The following is a 19,826-nucleotide window of genomic DNA, read 5'->3' as shown; positions in this document are numbered from 1 at the left end:
AAGGGGCGCACCCGCCGAGGGTGCGCCCCTTCCTGCTGCACCGGCTCAGCCCGCCAGGCAGGACGGGCCGAGCAGCACCTTCAGATCTCCGAAGAGCGCCGGATCCGGCTTCACGCGGTGCCGGTCCAGCCGGAGCACCGTCGTCCTCGTCGGCCCCTGGAGCTTGATGCGGACCTCGCTCTCGCCCCTGTGGTGGCTGAGGATCTCGCCGAGGCGGCTGACCATTGGCGGGGTGACCTTGACCGCAGGGATGGTGAGGATCACCGGCGCGTTGGTGCCCGCGTTCGACAGGTCGGGCACCTGCAGCTCCATCGCGACCAGCCGCGGCACGTCCTCGCGCTTGTCGAGCCGGCCCTTGACGAACACGACCGCGTCCTCGACGAGTTGGGTCGACACGAGCTGGTACGTCGCCGGGAAGAACATGCACTCGATGGAACCGGCGAGGTCCTCGACCGTGGCGATCGCCCAGGCGTTGCCCTGCTTGGTCATCTTGCGCTGCAGGCCCGAGATGATGCCGCCGATGGTGACCACCGCGCCGTCCGCGTGCTCACCTCCGGTGAGCTGGGCGATGCCCGCGTCGGCCTTGTCGGACAGCACGTGCTCCAGGCCGAAGAGCGGGTGGTCGGAGACGTACAGACCGAGCATCTCCCGCTCCTGGGCGAGGAGGTAGGTCTTGTCCCACTCCTCGGTGGTGAACTCGACGTCCAGTCCGAAGCTCGGCTCGCTGCTCTCCTCCTCCCCCATCCCGCCGAAGAGGTCGAACTGGCCCTCGGCCTCCTTGCGCTTGACCGCGACCACGTTGTCGATCATCGAGTCGAAGTGCGCGGTGAGGCCCTTGCGGGTGTGCCCCAGGGAGTCGAAGGCGCCCGCCTTGATCAGTGACTCCGTGGTCCGCTTGTTGCAGGCGACCGCCTCGACCTTGTCGAGGTAGTCGGGGAAGGAGCCGTACTTGCCCTTGGCCTTGCGGCTCCTGATGATCGACTCCACCACGTTCGTACCCACGTTGCGCACGGCTTCGAGGCCGAAGAGGATCACGTCGTCGCCCTGCGCGGCGAAGTTGTGCACCGACTCGTTGACGTTCGGCGGGAGCACCTTGATGCCCATGCGGCGGCACTCGTTGAGATAGACGGCCGACTTGTCCTTGTCGTCCTTGACCGAGGTGAGCAGCCCGGCCATGTACTCGGCGGGGTGGTTCGCCTTCAGGTAGGCGGTCCAGTACGAGACCAGGCCGTACGCGGCGGAGTGCGCCTTGTTGAAGGCGTATCCGGCGAAGGGGACCAGCACGTCCCACAGGGCCTGGATCGCCTCGTCGCTGTAGCCCTTGTCCCGGGCGCCCTTCTGGAAGAGGACGAAGTTCTTCGCCAGTTCGTCGGGCTTCTTCTTGCCCATCACGCGGCGCAGGATGTCGGCCTCGCCGAGCGAGTACCCGGCGATGATCTGGGCGGCCTTCTGCACCTGCTCCTGGTAGACGATCAGGCCGTACGTGACGGCCAGGACCTCTTCCAGGGGCTCCTCCAGCTCCTTGTGGATCGGGGTGATCTCCTGGAGCCCGTTCTTGCGCAGCGCGTAGTTGGTGTGCGAGTCCATGCCCATCGGGCCCGGACGGTAGAGCGCGGAGACGGCGGAGATGTCTTCGAAGTTGTCGGGCTTCATCAGGCGCAGCAGCGAGCGCATGGGGCCGCCGTCGAACTGGAAGACGCCCAGGGTGTCGCCGCGCTGGAGGAGTTCGAAGGTCTTCGGATCGTCGAGCGGCAGGGCCAGCAGGTCGAGCTCGATACCCTTGTTGGACTTCACCATCTTGACGGCGTCGTCCATGATCGTCAGGTTGCGCAGGCCGAGGAAGTCCATCTTCAGCAGCCCGAGCGACTCGCACTGCGGATAGTCCCACTGCGTGATGGTCACGCCGTCCGTGTGGCGCACCCAGATCGGGGCGTGGTCGACGATGGGCTCGCTGGACATGATCACGCCGGCGGCGTGCACACCCATCTGCCGCACCAGGCCCTCGACGCCCTTCGCGGTGTCGATGACCTTCTTGACGTCCGGCTCGTTCTCGTACATCCCGCGGATCTCGCCGGCCTCGTTGTAGCGCGGGTGCGAGGGGTTGGTGATGCCGTCGAGGTCGATGCCCTTGCCGAGGACGTCGGCGGGCATCGCCTTGGTGAGGCGGTCGCCCATGGCGTACGGGTAGCCCAGCACGCGCGCGGAGTCCTTGATCGCGTTCTTGGCCTTGATCTTGCCGTAGGTGCCGATCATGGCGACCTTGTCGGCGCCGTACTTCTCCGTCACGTACCGGATCACCTCGACGCGCCTGCGCTCGTCGAAGTCGATGTCGACGTCGGGCATGGAGACGCGTTCGGGGTTGAGGAACCGCTCGAAGATCAGGCCGTGCGGGATCGGGTCGAGGTCGGTGATGCCCATGGCGTACGCGACGATCGAGCCGGCCGCGGAGCCTCGGCCGGGACCCACCGCGATGCCGTTGTTCTTGGCCCACATGATGAAGTCGGCGACGACGAGGAAGTAGCCCGGGAACCCCATCTGGATGATGACGTCCATCTCGTACTCGACCTGCTTCTGCCGGTCCTCGGGGACACCGCCCGGGAAACGGCGGTCCATGCCCCGGCGGACCTCCTCCTTGAACCAGGTGATCTCGGTGTAGCCCTCCGGGATGTCGAACTTCGGCATGAGGTTCTTGGCCTCGAACATGCCGGTGGTGTCGACCATCTCGGCGACGAGGAGCGTGTTGGCGCAGCCCTCCTGCCAGGCGTCCGAGGAGTCGATGGCGTACATCTCGTCCGTGGACTTCAGGTAGTAGCCGGTGCCGTCGAACTTGAAGCGGTCCGGGTCGGAGAGGTTCTTGCCGGTCTGGATGCACAGCAGGGCGTCGTGGGCGGTCGCCTCGTGCGCGTAGGTGTAGTGCGAGTCGTTGGTGACCAGCGGGGGGATGCCGAGCTTCTTGCCGATCTCCAGGAGGCCGTCGCGGACCCGGTGCTCGATCTCGATGCCGTGGTCCATCAGCTCCAGGAAGTAGCGGTCCTTGCCGAAGATGTCCTGGTAGTCGGCGGCGGCCTTCAGGGCCTCGTCGTACTGCCCGAGGCGCAGCCGCGTCTGGAGTTCGCCGGAGGGGCAGCCGGTGGAGGCGACGATCCCCTCGGACCACTGGGAGATGGTCTCCTTGTCCATCCGGGGCCACTTCTGGAGCCAGCCCTCGGCGTACGCGTCCGAGGAGAGCCGGAAGAGGTTGTGCAGGCCGGTCCTGTTCACGGCCCACATCGTCTTGTGGGTGTAGCCACCGGAACCGGAGACGTCGTCGCGCTTCTGGTGCGGCTGGCCCCACTGGATCTTGCGCTTGTTGCGCCGGGACTCGGGGGCGACATACGCCTCGATCCCGATGATCGGGGTGATTCCGGCCTTCTTCGCACTGTGGAAGAAGTCGTACGCACCGTGGAGGTTGCCGTGGTCGGACATGGCGATGTGCGTCATGCCCATCTCGTTGCAGGCGTTGAACATGTCCTTGAGCCGCGCGGCACCATCCAGCAGCGAGTACTGGGTGTGGACGTGCAGGTGCGTGAAGGGCGGCTTTGACACGGTTTCGGCCTCCAAGGGAAACAGGCGTCTACGATCTTCCGACCGGCTGTGGACCGACTGCGGACGGTCTGGGGGACAACGTCGAATCCTATGCCCCGCCACTGACACCCGCGGGCGATCCGGACGTACCTTCGTGCGGGAACCGGGCACTCCCGCGCGGCGTCGCCCGTTGGAGACGGCGGAAGCGCCGTCGTACCCCTTCATGCACATTCCAGCACCACCCGTCCTGCACCAGGAGGCACCCCGCGATGTCGGTACCCCAGCTCAACGACGAGCAGCGCGGCGAGGAGATCCTCGCCGTCTTCGACACCGCCTTCGGCCGGCTCCTGGCCGCCGACCCGGCCGCGTTCCGGGTGAAGTTCCGGAAGATGGCGGCCTCGGCGTTCGCGTTCTACCGGGGCACGGCGGCCCTCTTCTACCACGACCTGGACGCCGAGAAGCGCGGCGGCCCGTACCTGGACGACCGCACCTCGCGGGTGTGGATCCACGGCGACCTGCACGCCGAGAACTTCGGCACCTACATGGACTCCAACGGCCGCCTGGTCTTCAACGTCAACGACTTCGACGAGGCCTACGTCGGCCCGTTCACCTGGGACCTGAAGCGCTTCGCCGCCTCCGTCGCGCTCATCGGGTACGCGAAGGCGCTCAGCGACGAGCAGATCACCGAGCTGGTGACGATCTACGCGGCCGCCTACCGCGAGCGCATCCACGCCCTGGCCACGGGCGCCAAGAGCGACGAGGTGCCGCCGTTCACGCTGGACACCGCGCAGGGTCCCCTCCTGGACGCACTGCGTGACGCCCGCTCGCTGACCCGCTTCGAGCTGCTGGACTCGATGACCGAGATCCGCGACTTCGAGCGCCGCTTCGCACCGGGCGGCGGCTCCATCGAGCTGGACGCCGCCACCCGCTACAAGGTGCTGGCGGCCTTCGACGGCTACCTGGAGACCCTTCCGGACTCCTCCCTGGCCCGCCCGGACTCGTACCGGGTGAAGGACGTCGTGGGCCGTCGCGGAATCGGCATCGGCTCGGCCGGCCTGCCGTCGTACAACATCCTTCTGGAGGGCCACAGCGACGCCCTGGAGAACGACGTCGTGATCTACATCAAGCAGGCCCAGACCCCGGCCGTCTCCCGGCACATCACGGACCCGGCGATCGCGGAGTACTTCCAGCACGAGGGCCACCGCACGGTGATCTCCCAGCGCGCCCTGCAGGCGCACGCCGACCCGTGGCTGGGCTGGACCGAGCTGGACGGCGCGGGCCAGCTGGTCGCCGAGGTCTCGCCGTACGCGGTCGACCTGGACTGGGGCGACATCGACGACCCGGAGGAGATCGCGGCCGTCGTCGCCGACCTCGGCCGGGCCACGGCCACGATGCACGCGGCGGCGGACGACACCTCCGGCGAGTCCCTGGTGCCGTTCTCCACCGAGCGGGCCATCGACGCGGCGCTCGCGGCCGACGAGGAGGGCTTCGCGCCCCTCCTGGTGGACTTCGCGCACGGGTACGGCGCACGCGCGCGTGCCGACCACCAGATCTTCGTCGACCTGTTCCGCAACGGCCGGATTCCGGGGCTGTAACCTCGCACACTCACAGGCACTCTTTAGGGGTCTCTTACTCGCGTACGTGACAGACTCTGCTCTCGCTATGGACATTTCCGGGACCCAGCTCAGAGCCGTGCGCGCGGCGCTGTTCACGGCCGTGGTCGTGACGCTCAGCACCGCGTCGCACGTCCTGCTGTCCAGGGCCCCGCTGCCGGTGTCGACCGTCGCCGCGGTCGCCACCGGCGTGTTCCTGACCGCGTACGCGCTGGCGGGCCGCGAGCGCGGCTTCGGCCGGATCGCGGCCCTGCTGATCCCGCTGGAGCTGGCCGCGGACACGGTGTTCACCACCGGCCAGCACACCTGTTACGGCAGCGCGGGCGGGCCGGTCGCCGGACCGCTGCGCGCCCTCGGCCTGGACGTGCTGTGCCAGGGCAGCGTGGGCACCCCACTGGCCCAGGTGACCGGCACCTCGGGCCGCGGCGGCGCGGCACTGCTCGCGCACGCCAGCCCGGCCGCGGCCTGGCTGCTGCTCGCCGCGCACATCGGCGTGGGACTGCTGGCCGCCGCCTGGCTGCGCCGGGGCGAGCGGGCCCTGACCCAGCTGCTGCGCGCGGTCGCCGCGACCACCTTCCGGCCGCTGCTGCTGGCGGTGGCCGTGGTCGCCGTACGGCTCCTGCCGGCGCGCCGGCTGCCGCGCCCGGCCCTCCGCCCGGTCACGGCGCGCGACCGGCTCCTCGTGCACTCCCTGGGACGGCGTGGACCGCCGTGCTCACCGGCATTCACCTGAGCACGACCAGTCCCCCATACGTATCCCGCGTACGACGTGTGCGCGTCCCACATGGAGATCACCAACATGAGCAAGCGGAACAGCCAGTCGGCGAAGACGGCGGCCCGGGAGCGGCTGCGCCAGGAGCGCGAGCGGCAGGCCAAGCGCGACAGGGTCAGGCGGCAGGTCGTCGTGGCCGCCTCGGTCGTGGGCGTGCTGGCCGCGGCCGGCGGCATCGGCTACGCCGTCGTCCAGATGAACAAGCCCAGCTACTGGGAGGGCCTGAAGGACGCCTCGGTCGTCGCCCCGGCCAACACCACGGGCACGAAGGGCACCACCGTCGTCATCGGCAAGGACACCGCCAAGAAGACCCTCAAGGTCTACGAGGACCCGCGCTGCCCGGTGTGCGCCGCGTTCGAGCAGACCGTCGGCTCGACGGTGAAGAAGGACATCGACGCCGGCAAGTACAAGATCCAGTTCATCAGCGGCACGTTCATCGACAACCACGACAACGGCGTGGGTTCCAAGAACGCGCTGAGCGCACTGGGCGCGGCGCTCAACGTCAGCCCCGAGGCGTTCCTCGAGTACAAGACCGCGCTGTACACCGCGAAGTGGCACCCGGACGAGAACACCGACAAGTTCAAGGACGACAGCTACCTCATCAAGGTCGCCGACACCGTGCCCGCGCTGAAGAGCAACGCGAAGTTCCAGGACGCGGTCAAGAAGGGCACCTACGACGCCTGGGCGATGGCCATGTCGAAGACCTTCGACGACAACAAGGACGGCGTGTCGGGCACTCCGAGCCTCGTCATGGACGGCAAGAAGCTCACCGTCGGCAGCCAGGGCAACGCGCCCATGTCGGTGGCCGATTTCAACACCACTGTGGACGCGGCCCTCAAGGGCTGACCGACCATCTGACGATCCGTCAGTAACTGATCACCGCATGAAGAGCGGGCGAACTTTCGGAGTTCGCCCGCTCTCGCGCGTACCGATCAGTAACCTGATCGGTCGTGACCAGTCGATACAAGCCATCCGAGGCCGCCAAGCGCCTCAACTCCCTGTCGCCCCGCCGCCGTACGGTCGTCAAGGCCGCGGCGGCGACTGCTGTCCTGGCCGGCCCGCTCGCCGCCGCCCTGCCGGCGCGCGCCGCCACGGACGCCCCCGCCTTCCTGCACGGTGTCGCCTCCGGCGACCCGCTGCCCGACGGCGTCCTGCTGTGGACCCGGGTGACCCCCACCCCGCAGGCGATACCCGGCTCCGGGATCGGCCCGGACACCGAGGTGAGCTGGGTCGTCGCCAAGGACAAGGCGCTGACGAACGTCGTGGCCAAGGGCTCGACCACGGCGACCGCCGCCTCCGACCACACGGTCAAGGCCGACATCCGCGGCCTGGAGCCGGCCACCGACTACTGGTTCCGCTTCTCGGCCGGTGACACGAACTCCCCGGTGGCGCGTACCCGCACCGCGCCGGCGGCGGACGCCGCCGTGTCCGGCCTGCGCTTCGGCGTGGTCTCCTGCGCCAACTGGGAGGCCGGCTACTTCTCCGCCTACCGCCACCTCGCGGCCCGCTCCGACCTCGACGCCTGGCTGCACCTCGGCGACTACATCTACGAGTACAAGTCCGGTGAGTACGCGGCCCGGGGCACGGTCGTCCGCCCGCACGCGCCCACGAACGAGATCCTCACGCTCACCGACTACCGGATCCGGCACGCGAAGTACAAGACCGACCCCGACCTGCAGGCGCTGCACCTGAAGGCACCGGTCATCGCGATCTGGGACGACCACGAGTTCGCCGACAACGCCTGGTCGGGCGGCGCGGTCAACCACACCGAGGGCGCCGAGGGCACCTGGACGGCCCGTCAGGCCGCCGCCAAGCAGGCCTACTTCGAGTGGATGCCGGTCCGCCCCGCGATCGCCGGCACCACCTACCGCCGGCTGCGCTTCGGCAAGCTCGCCGACCTCTCCCTGCTGGACCTGCGCTCCTTCCGCTCCCAGCAGGCCGCCACGGCGAGCGGCTCGGTGGACGACCCGAACCGTACGATCACCGGCCGGGCCCAGCTCGACTGGCTGAAGGCCGGGTTGAAGGCCTCCGACACCAAGTGGCGGCTGGTCGGCAACTCGGTGATGATCTCGCCGTTCTCCTTCGGCTCGCTCTCCGCCGACCTGCTCAAGCCGCTCGCCAAGCTGCTCGGGCTGCCGCAGGAGGGGATCGCCGCCAACACCGACCAGTGGGACGGCTACACCGACGACCGCCACGAGCTGCTGGACCACCTGCGCTCCAACGCCATCGGCAACACCGTCTTCCTGACCGGTGACATCCACATGGCGTGGGCCAACGACGTGCCGGTGGACGCGGGCACCTACCCGCTGTCGGCCTCGGCGGCCACCGAGTTCGTGGTCACCTCGGTGACCTCCGACAACCTCGACGACATCGTGAAGGTCCCCGAGGGCACCGTCTCCGCGATCGCCTCGCCGGTCATCAAGGCGGCCAACCGGCACGTCCACTGGGTGGACACCGACCGCCACGGCTACGGCGTCCTGGACATCACCACCGACCGCGCGCAGATGGACTACTACGTCCTGTCCGACCGCACGGACGCCGCCGCGACCTCCTCCTGGGTACGTTCGTACCGCACCCGCAGCGGAACGCAGAAGGTGGAGCGCACCTACGACCCGGTGTAGCCGACCACTACAGGCTGTCGAGGAAGCCGAGCGCCACCCGCCAGGTGGCCTCGGCAGCCTCCGCGTCGTGGTCCGGCAGCCCGGGATCGGTGTACAGGTGGCCCGCCCCGGCGTACCGGTAGATCTCCACGTCCGCCCCCGCCCTGCGCATCTGCAGGTACCAGGCGCTCAGCCAGTCGTCCGTCTCGAACGGGTCCGGCTCGGCCACGTGCAGCTGCACGGGCAACTCGTCCACCTGCGCGTTCGGCGCGAGGTCCGAAGTGCCGTGCAGGAGCAGCACGCCGCGTGCCTTCTCGTCGCCGAGGGCCAGGGTCTGCGCGATGGAGGCGCCGAGCGAGAAGCCGGCGTACACGAGCCCCCGCTCCGAGTACGGCGCCGCCGCCAGCACGGCCCGCTTCAGCAACTCCTCCTTGCCGATCCGCTCCTTGAACTCCATCCCCTCCTCGACCGTGTCGAACGTGCGCCCCTCGAAGAGGTCCGGCGTCCACACCTCGTGGCCCGCCGCGCGCAGCCGGTCCGCGGCCTCGCGCACCGCGGGCCTGAGCCCGTAGGCCGAGTGCAAGAGCATGATGTTCATGAGGCCATGGTGCCAGCCGGGTACGACAGCGCCGTAGCGCGGTCTTCCCGGGTGCGCCGCGAAGACACAGGTTCAGGAGCCCGCGAGTCTGGTAAGACGCGAAGGCATGGAGAACGTGCTCCGCCCCCTGATCGTGCTCGGCGGCTCGATACTGCTCACCCTGGCCATCGGCTGGGCCACGGACCGGCTGCTGCGCAAGGCCGACGAGCGAAACCCCGACACCCCGCTGTGGGACCTGCTGCGGCGCGGCCGCATCCCCTATCAGCTCGTCCTGTGCACCGCCCTGCTCAGAGGCTCCTACGCCCACACGAACCTGCTGCAGCGGCATCAGGCCGGCGTGGGCCGGGGCCTGACGCTGGTACTGATCGGGTCCGCCGCCTGGCTCGTGATCCGGATCGCCGCTGCGGTCGTCGAGACCTCCTACGCCCGGTACGCGCGCGCCCACCCGGACGCCGCCCGGGTGCGCCGGGTCCGCACCCAGGTGGAGCTGATCATGCGGGTGGTCTCCGCGATCGTGATCGTGATGGCGAGCGCCTCGATGCTGCTGACGTTCCCGGCGATGCGCGCGGCCGGTGCCTCGCTGCTGGCCTCCGCCGGCATCCTCGGCATCGTCGCCGGTGTCGCCGCCCAGTCGACGCTGTCGAACATGTTCGCGGGGCTGCAGATCGCCTTCGGCGACATGGTGCGCATCGGCGACACGGTGGTGGTGGACGGCGAGTGGGGCACCGTCGAGGAGATCACCCTGACCTTCCTGACGGTCCGTACCTGGGACGAGCGGCGGATCACGATGCCGGTGTCGTACTTCACCTCCAAACCCTTCGAGAACTGGTCGCGGGGCACCCCGCAGATGACGGGCACCGTCTTCTGGCACCTCGACCACAGCGCGCCGATCGAGGCGATGCGCGAGAGGCTCCGCGACATCCTGCGCCAGTGCCCGGCCTGGGACGGCCGCACCTCCAACCTCTACGTGACGGACGCCACCCCGAACACCATCCAGGTCCGCGCCCTGGTGACCGCGAAGGACGCGGACGACATCTGGACGGTCCGGGTCACCGTCCGCGAACAAATGATCACCTGGCTGACGACCGAACACCCCTACGCCCTGCCCCGCGTCAACACGGCAGAGGCGGCCCTCCCACCGTGGCAACCCGCACGCTCCCCCAACGGCCCGGCCCGGTACCACCGTTGACGCGACGAAAATCACGAAAGGCCGCCGTCAGCGCCGCGCCCCCACACACAGCGAACGCCCGCCTCTCGGCCGACTGGAAACGGATGGTGCGCGGGTGGGAGAGGGAATCTCAGCGCAAGCTCCGCACATCGAGATGCCTCAGCACCCGATCCACGATCTCCGGATCCGCCCCCGGCTCACTCCGAGCGGCCAACACCTCATGCCGAGCCGCACTCAACATCTCCCCCTGAATCCGCCTCACCCGCTTCACCCGCCGCTCCCGCTGCTGATGCGCCTCCCGCCGCTCCGCCTCCCCCATGTCCGGGCTGATCCGGATCCCGATGTCGAAGGCCCGCCGCAACATCTGCTCCGCCAGCTCCTCCGGCAACTCCTCCACCTGCTCGATCTCCCGCAGCCTCCGCCTTGCGGCCTTCGTGGCCCGTCGCGCAAGCTCCTCCTCGAACTCCGTCTCCCGCTCGGAGTCGGCCCGCACCCCCAGCCGCTTCACCAGCCAGGGCAGAGTCAGCCCCTGCAGCACCAGGGTGGCGATGATCACCCCGAAGGCGATGAAGACGATCTCGTCGCGCTCGGGAAAGGGGGATCCGTCGTCGGTCCTGAGCGGGATCGCCAGTGCCAGCGCCACCGAGGCCACCCCGCGCATCCCGGACCACCACATGACCACGGTCTCCCGCCAGCTCATCGGGATGTCCTCGTCGTAGTCCCGCCGGGCGTGCAGCCGCTTGGTCAGCCAGGTCGCGGGCATCAGCCACACCAGCCGTACGAGGACGACGACGCCGACGACGATGGCGGCCCAGCCGAGCAGCTCGCCCCAGCGCCCGGTCGCCGTCCTGATCGCGTTGTGCAGTTCGAGGCCGATCAGCCCGAACGCGACTCCGGTGACGAGCGTGTCGACGATGTCCCAGAAGGTGTACCCGGCCAGCCGGGTCATCACGTCGTCGGCGTCGGTTGCGTACTCGGCGAGGAAGAGGGCCGTGGTGAGCACGGCGAGCACCCCGGATCCCTGCAGCTCCTCCGCGAGCACGTAGGAGGCGTACGGCACCAGCAGCGTCATCCCGATCTGCAGGGTGGGGTCGCCGAGCAGGTCCATCAGCTTGTTCGCGCCCCAGCCGAGCACCAGTCCGACCGCGACCGCGACCACGGCCGACAGGACCAGGTCGAGGCCGGCGTGCCAGGCCGAGAACTCCCCGCTCACGGCGGCGGCGATCGCCACGTGGTAGAGCACGATGGCCGTGACGTCGTTGAAGAGCCCCTCGCCCTCCAGGATCGACACCAGGCGGCGCGGCAGCCCGAGCTGCCCGGCGACGGCGGTGGCTGCGACCGGGTCGGGCGGGGCGATCAGCGCGCCCAGCGCGACGGCGGCCGCGATCGGCAGGCCGGGCACGATCGCATGGGCCACGGCGGCCACGCAGATGGTCGTCACGAAGACCAGGGCGACGGCCAGCAGGAAGATCGGCCGCTTGTTCGCCGCGAACTGCCGCCATGAGGTCCGCCGTACGGCGGCGTAGAGCAGCGGCGGCAGCAGTCCGGGCAGGATCAGCTCGGGCGGGATGTCCACGTCGGGCACGAAGTCGGTCACCGCCAGGACCCCGCCGAGCACGGTCATCAGCACCGGCGCCGGCAAGCCGAACCGTTCCCCCACCGGGACGCTCACCAGGGCCCCGAGCAGCACCACGAACAACAGAGCCAACTGATCCACGGCCGGCGCTCCGGGAGTCGACGATCACACGGCAGGCGTCCAGCCTGCCACGGCACTGCGCGCCCCGGCCGTCACGGCACCTCGGCTACAGGGCGCGCCGCATCGCCCGGTGGGGGATCCCGGCCTCCGGGTACTCCGGGCCGTACGCCTCGTACCCGAGGCGCTCGTAGAAGCCCAGGGCGTGGGTCTGCGCGTGCAGGTCCACCGCGGCCAGGCCACGCGCGCGTGCCGCCTCCTCGATGGCCCGCACCAGGGCCACGCCGACGCCCAGCCCGCGCGCCTCACGGGTGACGGCGAGCCGCCCCAGGGAGCCCACCGAGGCGTCCCCACCGGTCTTCGCGGCGGCCTCCTCGCCGTACAGCAGGCGGCCGGTGCCGAGCGGCACGCCGTCCTCGCGGACCGCCAGCACATGCACGGCCACGGCGTCGTACGCGTCGTACTCGATGTCCTGCGGAACACCCTGCTCGACGACGAAGACGCTCTTGCGCACCGCGAAGCAGGCCTCGCGGTCGGCGAGGTCCTCGGCGATCCGGACGGTGTACGGCGTGCTCACGCCCACGTCTCCTCGCGGACCTGGTCGAGGGCGCTCTGCAGGTCCTCCGGGTAGTCGCAGGCGAACTCCACCCACTGCCCGTCCCCGGGGTGCTCGAAGCCCAGCCGCACCGCGTGCAGCCACTGGCGGGTCAGGTGCAGCCGTTTGGCGAGGGTCGGGTCGGCGCCGTAGGTCAGGTCGCCGACGCAGGGGTGGCGGTGGGCGGACATGTGGACGCGGATCTGGTGGGTGCGGCCGGTCTCCAGCTTCACGTCGAGCAGGGAGGCGGCGCGGAAGGCCTCGATGAGGTCGTAGTGGGTCACGGAGGGCTTGCCCTCGGCCGTGACCGCCCACTTGTAGTCGTGGTTCGGGTGGCGGCCGATGGGGGCGTCGATCGTGCCGCTCGTCGGGTCCGGGTGGCCCTGGACGAGGGTGTGGTAGCGCTTGTCGACCGTGCGCTCCTTGAACTGGCGCTTGAGCGACGTGTACGCGTACTCGGACTTCGCGACGACCATCAGGCCGGAGGTGCCGACGTCCAGGCGGTGCACGATGCCCTGGCGCTCGGCGGCGCCGGAGGTGGAGATCCGGTACCCGGCGGCGGCGAGACCGCCGATGACGGTCGGGCCGCTCCAGCCCGGCGAGGGGTGCGCGGCCACGCCGACCGGCTTGACGATCACGACCACGTCATCGTCGTCGTGCACGATCTCCATGCCCTCGACCGGCTCGGCGACCACCTGCACGGGCGCGGGTGCCTGGGGCATCTCGACCTCGAGCCAGGCGCCTCCGCTCACCCGCTCCGACTTGCCGACCACCGTCCCGTCGACCTGGACCTTGCCGGCCGCGGCCAGCTCCGCCGCCTTGGTGCGGGAGAAGCCGAACATGCGGGAGATGGCGGCGTCGACGCGCTCGCCCTCCAGGCCGTCGGGCACGGGCAGGGTACGGATCTCGGGAATCGTGCTCACCCGACGAGTATGCCGGACGGTTCCGAAGACCCCGAACGAGCCTGTGGACAACGCACCCGCGGTGCCGGTCGGCGTCAGTCCTTGTGGACGGTGCCGTCGGGGTCCAGACCGCGGAAGGACAGCAGCACGATCAGGATGCCGCCGCACACGATCGCCGAGTCGGCCAGATTGAACACCGCGAAGCCCTTGGGCGCGATGAAGTCCACGACCTCGCCCTGGAAGATCCCGGGCTCCCGGAAGATCCGGTCGGTGAGGTTGCCGAGCGCGCCGCCGAGCAGCAGGCCGAGGGCGATCGCCCAGGGGAAGCTGTAGAGCTTGCGGGCCAGGCGGATGATCACCACGATCACGGCGGCCGCGATGAGCGTGAAGATGATCGTGAAGGCCGCACCGAAGCCGAAGGCCGCGCCCGGGTTGCGGATGGCGTGCAGCTCCAGCAGGTCCCCGATCACCTCGATCGGAGCGTGGTGCTCCAGCTTCGCGACCACGATCATCTTGCTGATCAGGTCGAGGGCGTATGCGAACGCGGCCACCGCGAACAGCACCGCGATCCGGCGCCCGCGCCCGGTCCGCTGCGGCGCCGCCGCCCCCTGCTCACCCTCGCCGGGCACGCCGGACGTCCGCTCGCCGCTGTCGTCCGGGGTGTCCGGCGTACCGATGATGCGCTCCGCCTCTGCCACGTGAGTCCCTCAACCTAGGTGCCTGACTGAGGACGAGAGTACGGCACGTCCCGACAGGCCCTCGTGCTCAGGAGCGACGTTCCTGCTTCTGCTTGCACTCCACACACAGAGTGGCCCTCGGGAACGCCTGCATGCGGGCCTTGCCGATGGGGTTTCCGCAGTTCTCGCACAGGCCGTAGGTGCCCGCGTCGAGCCGTTCCAGGGCACGCTCGGTCTGGATGAGCATCTCGCGCGCGTTGGCGGCCAGCGCCATCTCGTGCTCGCGCGTGATGTTCTTGGTGCCGGTGTCGGCCTGGTCGTCACCGGCACCGTCCCCGGAGTCCCGCATCAGGCCCACCAGGGAGGCCTCGGAGGAGCTGATCTCGGTCCGCAGCCGCTCCGCCTCGGACTGCAGCTCGGCACGGGCCTCCGCGACCTCTTCCGGGGTCCAGGGGTCCTCGCCCGGGCGCACCGCCAGCTCGCCGGGCTCCGCCGCGGCGACCCGCGCCTTGGGAACGGCGTTCTGCTCCGCCGTGGCCGTGCCAGGAGTCTTCTTCGCAACCACCGTCGTGGCTCCCGTCTGCTTCGCGGCCCGCGCCGCGCCCGCTTTCTTGGCCGTGCTCTTCCCGGCCGCCCCCGTGGAGACGCCCTCGCCGACCGCCTTCTTACCGACGGCCTTCTTGGCAGCCCCCTTCACGACTCCACCGGCGACCGTTTCCTCGGCGGCCGCCACCTCGGGGACCACCTCCACCGCCTTCTCGCCCCCCTTCTCCGCGAGGGCGCCCTTCCCGGCCCCCTTCTTGCCGGCGGCCGTCCCCTTGGCGCCCGTCTCTTTGGCCGTCGCCTTCTTGGCCGTCGCCTTCTTGGCCCCCGCTTTCGCGGCCGGCTCCTCGACGGCCGTGCCCTTGGCCGCCGTTTCCCTGGCCGCGGACTTCTTGGCCATCGCGTTCGCAGCCAAGTCCTCGCCGACCGTCTCCTTCGCCACTGCCTTCTTGGCCACTGCCTTCTTGGCCACCGCCTCCTTGGCCGCGGCCTTCCTCGGCGCCGTCTCCTCGACCGCCGACTCCTCGGCCGCCGTCTCCTCGACCGCCGACTCCTCGGCCGCCGACTCCTCGACCGCCGACTTCTCGGCCGCGGCCTCCTCGACCACCCCCACGTCGGCCGCGGCCTTCCCGGAGCCCGCTCTCTTCGCAGCCGCCTTACCAGCCGGAGCCTGTTTGGCCACCGCGTCCCCGGCCACGGCCTTCCTGCCCGCCGTCCTCCCGGCCGCCGCCGTCCCAGCCGCCGCCTCCTCGGCCGCCCCTGCCTCGGCCGCAGCCTTCCCGACGCCCACCTTCCCGGCGCCCACCTTCCCGACGCCCACCTTCCCGGCGGCAGGCTTCGTGCCCGCCTCGCCAGTCGCCGTCTTCTTCCCCGCCTTCCCGACCGAAGTGCTCTTCCCGGCCTTCTCGACCGCCGTGCTCTTCCCGGCGCCCTCGACGGCCGTGCCCTTGCCGGCCGCCGCCGTAGAGCCCCTCTTCGCCGTGGAGCCCCTCGTCCGCCCGGCCTCCTCCGTCGCGGCCGCCCGCTTCTCGGCAGCGCTCGGCTCCTCACCGGGCGGCTTCCCCGCTGTCCTGGCGGCTGCCGTGCCGCCCGGGGGGCGGTCGGAGCGTGTGGTGCCGTCGGCGCGGGAACGGACCGTTTTCACCGGTCCCGCCCGGCCGGCCGAGGCGGCACCCGCGCGCGTGGTCTTCTTGCGGCCCACTCCCTGGGAGCGGCCGGTCGCCGGCTGCTGTACGGCGGTCTTCTTCGCCACCATGGCCGCGACCCCTTCACATATTGTGATCTTGCCCGCGAATCGTGCTGGGACGATAAATCGACTTGAGTCCCGCGGCAACGGGGCACACCGCCCGATTCGCCCGCCCGCACCCCCCGCGCAGCGGACCTGCATCCGTTGTGCCCAGCTCCCCGCCGGGTAATCCGCCGAGCCGGGCGCGCGCGGATGTGCACACCCGTACCCCTCGCCATTCGGGTCATCCCGCCGCCGCCCCGGCGGGGTCCCGCGCGTGCCCCGAAAAGCGGTCGGCCGCTGTCCGCGCGGCGCCGTACACTGGGCGGAGCGAAAAGCGTGGATGGGGACGAGTAGCGACGTACGCAGCCCAGAGCGACCCGGGGACGGTGTGAGCCCGGGGGCGAGCGCGACGTGAAGATCACCCCGGAGCCGTCGGAAGAAAGCCGTGGAGGACCCACGGCGAGTAGAGCCGGCTTCGCGACCCCAATGAGGGGGCTCACCGGCGCGTACGGCGCGACGGGGAGCCAAGGAGGGTGGTACCGCGGGAGCGCGCCGCACACGGCGTAGCAGGAATGAAGGCTCTCGTCCCTCCGACGGAAGGCAGCAAGTCCGTTGGAGGATGCTCGCAGATGACAGCGCCGACGTACCGCCAGGTGCCCGCCCAGGTCGACCTGCCCGCGCTTGAGCACGCCGTGCTCGACTTCTGGCGCGACCAGAAGATCTTCGCCAAGAGCCTGGAGCAGTCCGAGGGCCGCCCGGAATGGGTGTTCTACGAGGGCCCGCCCACCGCGAACGGCATGCCCGGCGCCCACCACATCGAGGCGCGGGTCTTCAAGGACGTCTTCCCCCGCTTCCGCACCATGCGCGGCTACCACGTGGCCCGCAAGGCCGGCTGGGACTGCCACGGCCTCCCGGTGGAGCTGGCGGTCGAGAAGGAGCTGGGCTTCTCCGGCAAGCAGGACATCGAGGCGTACGGCATCGCCGAGTTCAACGCCAAGTGCCGCGAGTCGGTGACCCGGCACACCGACGCCTTCACCGAGCTGACGACCCGCATGGGCTACTGGGTCGACCTGGACGACGCCTACCGGACCATGGACCCCGAGTACGTGGAGTCCGTCTGGTGGTCGCTGAAGGAGATCTTCGGCAAGGGCCTGCTGGTGCAGGACCACCGCGTCGCCCCCTGGTGCCCGCGCTGCGGCACCGGCCTGTCCGACCACGAGCTGGCGCAGGGCTACGAGACGGTCGTGGACCCGTCCGTGTACGTCCGTTTCCCGCTCACCTCCGGACCGCTCGCCGGCGAAGCCGCGCTCCTGGTGTGGACGACGACCCCGTGGACCCTGGTGTCCAACACGGCGGTCGCCGCGCACCCCGAGGTGACCTACGTCGTCGCGACCGACGGCGAGCAGAAGCTCGTCGTCGCCGAGCCGCTCGTCGCCAAGGCGCTCGGCGAGGGCTGGGAGACCACCGGCCAGTCCTTCACGGGCGCCGAGATGGAGCGCTGGACGTATCAGCGTCCGTTCGAGCTCGTGGAGTTCCCGGAGCCGGCCCACTACGTGGTGAACGCCGAGTACGTCACGACCGAGGACGGTACGGGTCTGGTCCACCAGTCCCCCGCCTTCGGTGAGGACGACCTGAGGGTCTGCCGCTCGTACGGCCTGCCGGTGGTGAACCCGGTCCGGCCCGACGGCACCTTCGAGGAGGACGTCCCGCTGGTCGGCGGCGTCTTCTTCAAGAAGGCGGACGAGAAGCTCACCGAGGACCTCCAGCAGCGTGGTCTGCTCTTCAAGCACATCCCGTACGAGCACAGCTACCCGCACTGCTGGCGCTGCCACACCGCGCTGCTCTACTACGCGCAGCCCTCCTGGTACATCCGCACCACGGCGGTCAAGGACCGCCTGATCCAGGAGAACGAGCAGACCAACTGGTTCCCGGAGACGGTCAAGCACGGCCGGTTCGGCGACTGGCTGAACAACAACATCGACTGGGCGCTGTCCCGCAACCGCTACTGGGGCACCCCGCTGCCGATCTGGCGCTGCGAGGACGACCACCTCACCTGCGTCGGCTCCCGCGCGGAGCTGACCGAGCTGACCGGCACCGACCAGGCCGGCCTGGACCCGCACCGCCCGTACATCGACGACGTCACGTTCGCGTGCCGCCACGACGGCTGCGGCAAGACCGCCACGCGCGTGCCCGAGGTCATCGACGCCTGGTACGACTCGGGCTCGATGCCGTTCGCGCAGTGGGGATACCCGCACAAGAACAAGGAGCTGTTCGAGAGCCGGTACCCGGCCCAGTTCATCTCCGAGGCGATCGACCAGACGCGCGGGTGGTTCTACACCCTCATGGCGGTCGGCACCCTCGTCTTCGACAAGTCGTCGTACGAGAACGTCGTGTGCCTCGGCCACATCCTCGCCGAGGACGGCCGCAAGATGTCCAAGCACCTGGGCAACACCCTGGACCCGATCCCGCTCATGGACCGGCACGGCGCGGACGCGGTGCGCTGGTTCATGGCGGCCGGCGGTTCCCCCTGGGCGGCCCGCCGGGTCGGCCACGGCACCATCCAGGAGGTCGTCCGCAAGACGCTCCTCACGTACTGGAACACGGTGGCCTTCCAGGCGCTGTACGCGCGTACGTCGAACTGGGCGCCGTCCGCCGCGGACCCGGCCCCGGCCGACCGCCCGGTGCTGGACCGCTGGCTGCTGTCCGAGCTGCACGCGCTCACCGACCAGGTGACCCAGGCGCTGGAGGCCTACGACACCCAGCGCGCCGGCAAGCTGCTCTCCGCGTTCGTCGACGACCTGTCCAACTGGTACGTCCGCCGCTCGCGCCGCCGCTTCTGGCAGGGCGACAAGGCCGCGCTGCGCACGCTGCACGAGGTGCTGGAGACGGTCACGAAGCTGATGGCCCCGATCACCCCGTTCATCGCCGAGCGGGTGTGGCAGGACCTGGTCGTGCCGGTGACTCCGGGCGCCCCGGAGTCGGTGCACCTGGCCTCCTGGCCGGAGGCGGACCTCGGCGCGATCAACCCCGACCTGTCGAGGCAGATGGTCCTGGTCCGCCGGCTGGTGGAGCTGGGCCGTGCCACGCGCGCGGAGTCGGGTGTCAAGACGCGCCAGCCGCTGTCCCGGGCCCTGATCGCCGCCACCGGCTTCGAGAACCTGGACCCCGAGCTGCACGTCCAGATCACCGAGGAGCTGAACGTCTCCGCGCTGGCGTCCCTGTCCGAGGTCGGCGGCTCGCTGGTCGACACCACCGCCAAGGCGAACTTCCGCGCCCTGGGCAAGCGGTTCGGCAAGCGCGTCCAGGACGTGGCCAAGGCCATCGCGAACGCGGACGCGGCGGCGCTGTCCCTGGCCCTGCGCGAGGGCACGGCGTCGGTCGAGGTCGACGGGGAGACGGTCACCCTCGCCCCGGACGAGGTGATCATCACGGAGACCCCGCGCGAGGGCTGGTCGGTGGCGTCCGACTCGGGCGCGACGGTAGCCCTGGACCTGGAGATCACCGAGGCGCTGCGGCAGGCGGGCCTGGCCCGTGACGCGATCAGGCTGATCCAGGAGGCCCGCAAGAACAGCGGCCTGGACGTCGCCGACCGGATCGCGCTGCGCTGGACCTCCACGGACCCGGCGGTCATCGCGGCCCTGACCGAGCACAGCGAACTGATCGCCGAGGAGGTCCTGTCGACCGACTTCGGCCAGGGTGAGGCGGACGACAGCTTCGGCGAGCCGTTCACCGACGAGGGGCTGTCTCTCACGTTCCGGCTGCGCAAGGCGTAGACGCTGATCGTCTGAAAGGGCCCGGTCTCCGGCAAGGAGGCCGGGCCCTTCGTCATGGGGTCCGGTGGGTGCCGTAACCGTGCGCCCACGCGGCGGAGCA

The 19,826-nt window shown here is 70.2% G+C and carries 13 protein-coding genes; 6 read left to right on the top strand and 7 right to left on the bottom strand.

Annotation, left to right across the window (positions count from 1 at the left end; genetic code table 11):
* Window positions 1-45: 45 nt before the first annotated feature.
* On the bottom strand, window positions 46-3,585 hold the full coding sequence (gene dnaE / locus ACIF83_RS21250; RefSeq protein ID WP_393466463.1) for a DNA polymerase III subunit alpha: 3,540 nt from the start codon (window positions 3,583-3,585) through the stop codon (window positions 46-48).
* Between the two features lie 248 nt (window positions 3,586-3,833).
* Between dnaE and ACIF83_RS21245 the strand changes: the two genes are divergently transcribed.
* From ACIF83_RS21245 to ACIF83_RS21230, 4 genes are all read left to right on the top strand, one after another.
* Window positions 3,834-5,159 (top strand): DUF2252 domain-containing protein, encoded by a 1,326-nt coding sequence (locus tag ACIF83_RS21245; RefSeq protein WP_393466460.1) that lies wholly within the window; start codon window positions 3,834-3,836, stop codon window positions 5,157-5,159.
* Between the two features lie 67 nt (window positions 5,160-5,226).
* A complete protein-coding gene (locus ACIF83_RS21240; RefSeq protein WP_393466457.1) occupies window positions 5,227-5,910 on the top strand; it encodes a hypothetical protein in 684 nt (227 codons plus the stop codon).
* 66 nt (window positions 5,911-5,976) lie between these two features.
* Window positions 5,977-6,795 (top strand): thioredoxin domain-containing protein, encoded by an 819-nt coding sequence (locus tag ACIF83_RS21235; protein WP_393466454.1) that lies wholly within the window; start codon window positions 5,977-5,979, stop codon window positions 6,793-6,795.
* 104 nt (window positions 6,796-6,899) lie between these two features.
* On the top strand, window positions 6,900-8,570 hold the full coding sequence (locus tag ACIF83_RS21230; RefSeq protein ID WP_399728953.1) for an alkaline phosphatase D family protein: 1,671 nt from the start codon (window positions 6,900-6,902) through the stop codon (window positions 8,568-8,570).
* A gap of 7 nt (window positions 8,571-8,577) precedes the next feature.
* On the opposite strand, the gene ACIF83_RS21225 is transcribed toward ACIF83_RS21230, so the two are convergent.
* Window positions 8,578-9,147, bottom strand: coding sequence for a dienelactone hydrolase family protein (locus tag ACIF83_RS21225; RefSeq protein WP_393466448.1), 570 nt, complete (start codon window positions 9,145-9,147; stop codon window positions 8,578-8,580).
* A gap of 106 nt (window positions 9,148-9,253) precedes the next feature.
* On the opposite strand from ACIF83_RS21225, the gene ACIF83_RS21220 reads away from it, so the two are divergent.
* A complete protein-coding gene (locus ACIF83_RS21220; RefSeq protein ID WP_399728950.1) occupies window positions 9,254-10,336 on the top strand; it encodes a mechanosensitive ion channel family protein in 1,083 nt (360 codons plus the stop codon).
* Window positions 10,337-10,445: 109 nt separating this feature from the next.
* On the opposite strand, the gene ACIF83_RS21215 is transcribed toward ACIF83_RS21220, so the two are convergent.
* From ACIF83_RS21215 to ACIF83_RS21195, 5 genes are all read right to left on the bottom strand, one after another.
* The gene (locus ACIF83_RS21215; protein ID WP_393466443.1) at window positions 10,446-12,032 is read right to left on the bottom strand and encodes a Na+/H+ antiporter; all 1,587 of its coding nucleotides are present in this window, start codon (window positions 12,030-12,032) and stop codon (window positions 10,446-10,448) included.
* 85 nt (window positions 12,033-12,117) lie between these two features.
* Window positions 12,118-12,585 carry a GNAT family N-acetyltransferase gene (locus tag ACIF83_RS21210; protein ID WP_393466441.1) on the bottom strand — a complete coding sequence of 156 codons (468 nt, stop codon included), beginning with the start codon at window positions 12,583-12,585 and terminating at the stop codon, window positions 12,118-12,120.
* On the bottom strand, window positions 12,582-13,526 hold the full coding sequence (locus tag ACIF83_RS21205; RefSeq protein WP_393466438.1) for an RluA family pseudouridine synthase: 945 nt from the start codon (window positions 13,524-13,526) through the stop codon (window positions 12,582-12,584). The genes ACIF83_RS21210 and ACIF83_RS21205 overlap by 4 nt, the downstream gene beginning before the upstream one ends.
* Window positions 13,527-13,600: 74 nt before the next feature.
* Window positions 13,601-14,203, bottom strand: coding sequence for a signal peptidase II (lspA, locus tag ACIF83_RS21200; protein WP_393466435.1), 603 nt, complete (start codon window positions 14,201-14,203; stop codon window positions 13,601-13,603).
* A 67-nt stretch (window positions 14,204-14,270) separates the two neighbouring features.
* The gene (locus ACIF83_RS21195; protein ID WP_399728945.1) at window positions 14,271-15,980 is read right to left on the bottom strand and encodes a TraR/DksA C4-type zinc finger protein; all 1,710 of its coding nucleotides are present in this window, start codon (window positions 15,978-15,980) and stop codon (window positions 14,271-14,273) included.
* A gap of 602 nt (window positions 15,981-16,582) precedes the next feature.
* Here ACIF83_RS21195 and ileS point away from each other — a divergent pair.
* Window positions 16,583-19,726: an isoleucine--tRNA ligase gene (ileS, locus tag ACIF83_RS21190; protein WP_393466429.1), complete on the top strand. Its 3,144-nt coding sequence runs from the start codon at window positions 16,583-16,585 to the stop codon at window positions 19,724-19,726.
* The last annotated feature ends 100 nt before the right edge of the window (window positions 19,727-19,826 follow it).

The sequence above is a fragment of the Streptomyces sp. NPDC085866 genome (genome assembly GCF_044541035.1).
Taxonomy (GTDB): domain Bacteria; phylum Actinomycetota; class Actinomycetes; order Streptomycetales; family Streptomycetaceae; genus Streptomyces.
Note: the sequence above shows the minus strand (reverse complement) of the source record. Positions and strands in the feature narration are given on the sequence as shown.

Bases quoted from the DNA above. Each gene is read 5' to 3' on its own strand.
- ACIF83_RS21235 (WP_393466454.1), top strand. From the start codon at position 5,977: ATGAGCAAGCGGAACAGCCAGTCGGCGAAGACGGCGGCCCGGGAGCGG.
- ACIF83_RS21245 (WP_393466460.1), top strand. From the start codon at position 3,834: ATGTCGGTACCCCAGCTCAACGACGAGCAGCGCGGCGAGGAGATCCTC.
- ACIF83_RS21220 (WP_399728950.1), top strand. From the start codon at position 9,254: ATGGAGAACGTGCTCCGCCCCCTGATCGTGCTCGGCGGCTCGATACTG.
- ACIF83_RS21240 (WP_393466457.1), top strand. From the start codon at position 5,227: ATGGACATTTCCGGGACCCAGCTCAGAGCCGTGCGCGCGGCGCTGTTC.
- ACIF83_RS21225 (WP_393466448.1), bottom strand. From the start codon at position 9,147: ATGAACATCATGCTCTTGCACTCGGCCTACGGGCTCAGGCCCGCGGTG.
- ACIF83_RS21195 (WP_399728945.1), bottom strand. From the start codon at position 15,980: ATGGTGGCGAAGAAGACCGCCGTACAGCAGCCGGCGACCGGCCGCTCC.
- ileS (WP_393466429.1), top strand. From the start codon at position 16,583: ATGACAGCGCCGACGTACCGCCAGGTGCCCGCCCAGGTCGACCTGCCC.